The 2,658-nt window shown below is 63.9% G+C and carries 3 protein-coding genes and 1 pseudogene; 1 reads left to right on the top strand and 3 read right to left on the bottom strand.

The features are described 5' to 3' along the window. Positions 1-162, bottom strand: a pseudogene (locus ABHR76_RS06615) (recombination mediator RecR); the annotation flags it as partial. A gap of 13 nt (positions 163-175) precedes the next feature. After that, positions 176-496, bottom strand: a complete 321-nt coding sequence (locus ABHR76_RS06610; protein WP_006235174.1) for a YbaB/EbfC family nucleoid-associated protein — start codon at positions 494-496, stop codon at positions 176-178. A 339-nt stretch (positions 497-835) separates the two neighbouring features. Here ABHR76_RS06610 and ABHR76_RS06605 point away from each other — a divergent pair, with 339 nt between their 5' ends. After that, on the top strand, positions 836-1,309 hold the full coding sequence (locus tag ABHR76_RS06605; RefSeq protein WP_346977124.1) for a hypothetical protein: 474 nt from the start codon (positions 836-838) through the stop codon (positions 1,307-1,309). A 21-nt stretch (positions 1,310-1,330) separates the two neighbouring features. Here ABHR76_RS06605 and ABHR76_RS06600 read toward each other — a convergent pair. Continuing rightward, the coding region (locus ABHR76_RS06600; protein ID WP_488212531.1) for a DNA polymerase III subunit gamma/tau domain-containing protein at positions 1,331-2,658 on the bottom strand (1,328 nt) is incomplete at its 5' end.

Genomic DNA, 2,658 nt, shown 5'->3' with positions numbered 1-2,658 from the left:
GACCTCCTGCTTGACCTCCAGGATGGCCTCGGCCAGGCGGCGGGCCTCCTCGGCATCGGCCTCGAGCAGGTAATAGGCTATGCGCTGGGCCGACTTGGGACCAATGCCCGGCAGACGACCCAGCTCATCGAGCAGTTTTTGCAGACTGTGATTCGCGCTCATATATATGTGTGTCTTAGAACGGCATGCCCGGGATGTTGAGGCCGCCGGTGATGGCGCCCATCTGCTTGTTGGCGAGCTCGTTGACGCCGCGAACGGCCTCGTTAACAGCAGCCATGATCATGTCCTGCAGCATATCGACGTCCTCGGGATCGAGGGCATCGGGGTCGATGGTGAGGTTGACGAGCTCCATCTCGCCGTTAACGGTCACCTTGACCATGCCGCCGCCGGCAGAGGCGTCGACGGTCTGGGACTTGAGGTTCTCCTGCGCGGCGGCAAGCTGCTCCTGCATCTTGCGAGCCTGCTTCATCATCTGCTGCATGTTCATACCGGCCATGATGGCTCCTTTGCGTGCGGCCGCGCAACGAGCTGCAAGGGCAGCCGGGGCGCGGCGGGACTTTCAAACTCAAAAATCGTACCACGGCGCGAGGCCAGCAAGCGGGGCGGTCACGCTACCTCAGTCGATATACATGTCCTGAGTGCAGACCGCACCCAATGATTATGCAAAGTTGCATAATTCGCATCTGCATAAGATTGAAGGCTAAATCTTGTAGAGCCGGAATCCGACATTTAATGCGTACCACTAAATGGCTAAATGCCGAGCCACCACTCGAGGTGGCGCTCATGACGGTGGGGTATAATTTGATTGCCATAGATAGCAATTTGGAGGTACCCCATGAATGCCCCCGACGCGCTCCAAAACATCCGCTCAAAACACCCCGCTGCATATTTTGTTCTCTATCTCTTTGTCGGCTGGGCATTGTTGGTTGCCATCACCCATGCTATATCCTTTGGAGCAGAACTGCTAATAGCCAGCTCGGGCCAGCCCGTCGTCAAATGGGAAGCGACCGATGAGTGCACCGACGGAACCCGAACCGTTTACTACAACAGCCCATCCCTCTACCAAGAGTTCAAGGTCAAGATAAAGAACTCCAAGATTGTCGATGCCGAACTAGGCGTTTTCTCGACAATCGGAGCAACCGTCAGCGCCGAGCAAGTCGAGTACGCGGACAGCCATGCAACGTATCGTATCGACCTCAGCATCCTAGGCCGACCGTCACGTACCTGTCTACTCGAATGCGATATACGCGGCACCACATTACACATGTCCGAAATACAGATGCGCCCGGACAAAGAGTTCTCTTCTTGAGCAGTATGCCCGCCCGCGCAGCTACTCCACCGGCTTGAAGATGGTGGCCTGGCCGAAGACGCTGCGGATGAGGGCTTTGGCCTCGTCCTCGGTCTGCGGGATGCTCGGGGCTGCGCCCTGATGGCCGAAGGGGCTGCCCGCGCCTGGGTTGGACTCCCAAGGGGCAGCGGGGGCGTCCTCCTCTTTGGGGGCAGCTGCAGCGGGCTTGGGCGCGGACGCCGCACCCGGCACGTCGAACGGCGGCAGATCGTCCCCGCCGGCATCGGCAGCAAAACCGCCGACCATGGCATCGTCGTAGGGAACCTGCTCGGATTCCCACGGCGCAGACGACGCGGCAGGCTGAGATTTGGGGGCGGCAGAGCGCTCGGGCGCACGGGGCGCGGGCTCGGTCGGGAGCTTGCCCGTAGCGGGAGCGCCGGCAGGGTTGTCGGAGCGCAGCCAGGGGGCCTTAGCCAGGTCGGATGACTTGGGCGCAGGCGCGGCAGCGGGCTTGGGCGCGGGAGCCGGAGCGGCCGGTTTGGGCGTGGCGGGCTTAGGCGCCGACGGGGTCGGTGCCATCACCGGCGTCGCTTGCTGCTGCGGAGCGCTGGCGCTCGAGGATGCAGGGGCCGCCGAGGACACGGGTTGCGGGTCCGCAGATACCGCAGCCCGTGCAGATGGAGAATGCTCCTCATGTTGAGGAGCCGGCGTGCCACCCCCATCCAGGACATAGTCGACGGTACGACGACCGAAGACCGCACTGACTGTCGGCAGAACCACCGACTGTGTGTCGGCGCGACCGAGCATCTTGATAGCAAAGGTCGAGCCCGCGGGGAACGAAACCGTGAGCTTGGAGCCGTCGTCGGCCGTGGCGCGGGCGTTGAGCAGCAGGCCTGCGTAGGAAGCCTGACGAGCCTTGACGCGCTCGACGACCTCGGCCCATTTGCGCTGGAGCTCGCCGGCGTCCTCGACCGCGGGGGTCTCGGCAGCACCGGCGGCGGCAACCTCAGCGGCGTTGTTGGGCTTGGACACCGGCACGGTCGATGCAGCAGGCACGGGAGCCGGAGCCGCAACGGGCTGAGGTGCAGGCGTTACAGGCTTGGGCGCGGGAGCCGGAGCCGCGGACTTGGGTGCAGGCTGGGCAGCCGGAACAGCAGCGCCGCGGTCCCAAGGCATGCCGCCCTGATGCGCGGACGTAGCAGCGGGAGCGGCAGATGCCACAGGGGCAGCAGCCCGGGCACCCGAGATCAGCGTCGGCTGCTGGACAGCGGGTGCGGATGCAGCAGGCGCACTCGCTTGAGCAGCAGCCACGCTCGCCGGCACGGCGCCGTTGGCAACCATGGCCTCCAGGCGTGCCACGCGCTCGGCCA

This window comes from Collinsella aerofaciens (assembly GCF_039752985.1).
GTDB lineage: Bacteria > Actinomycetota > Coriobacteriia > Coriobacteriales > Coriobacteriaceae > Collinsella > Collinsella aerofaciens_BT.
The sequence above is the reverse complement of the archived record's forward strand: the minus strand, read 5'-3'. Positions and strand labels throughout refer to the sequence as shown.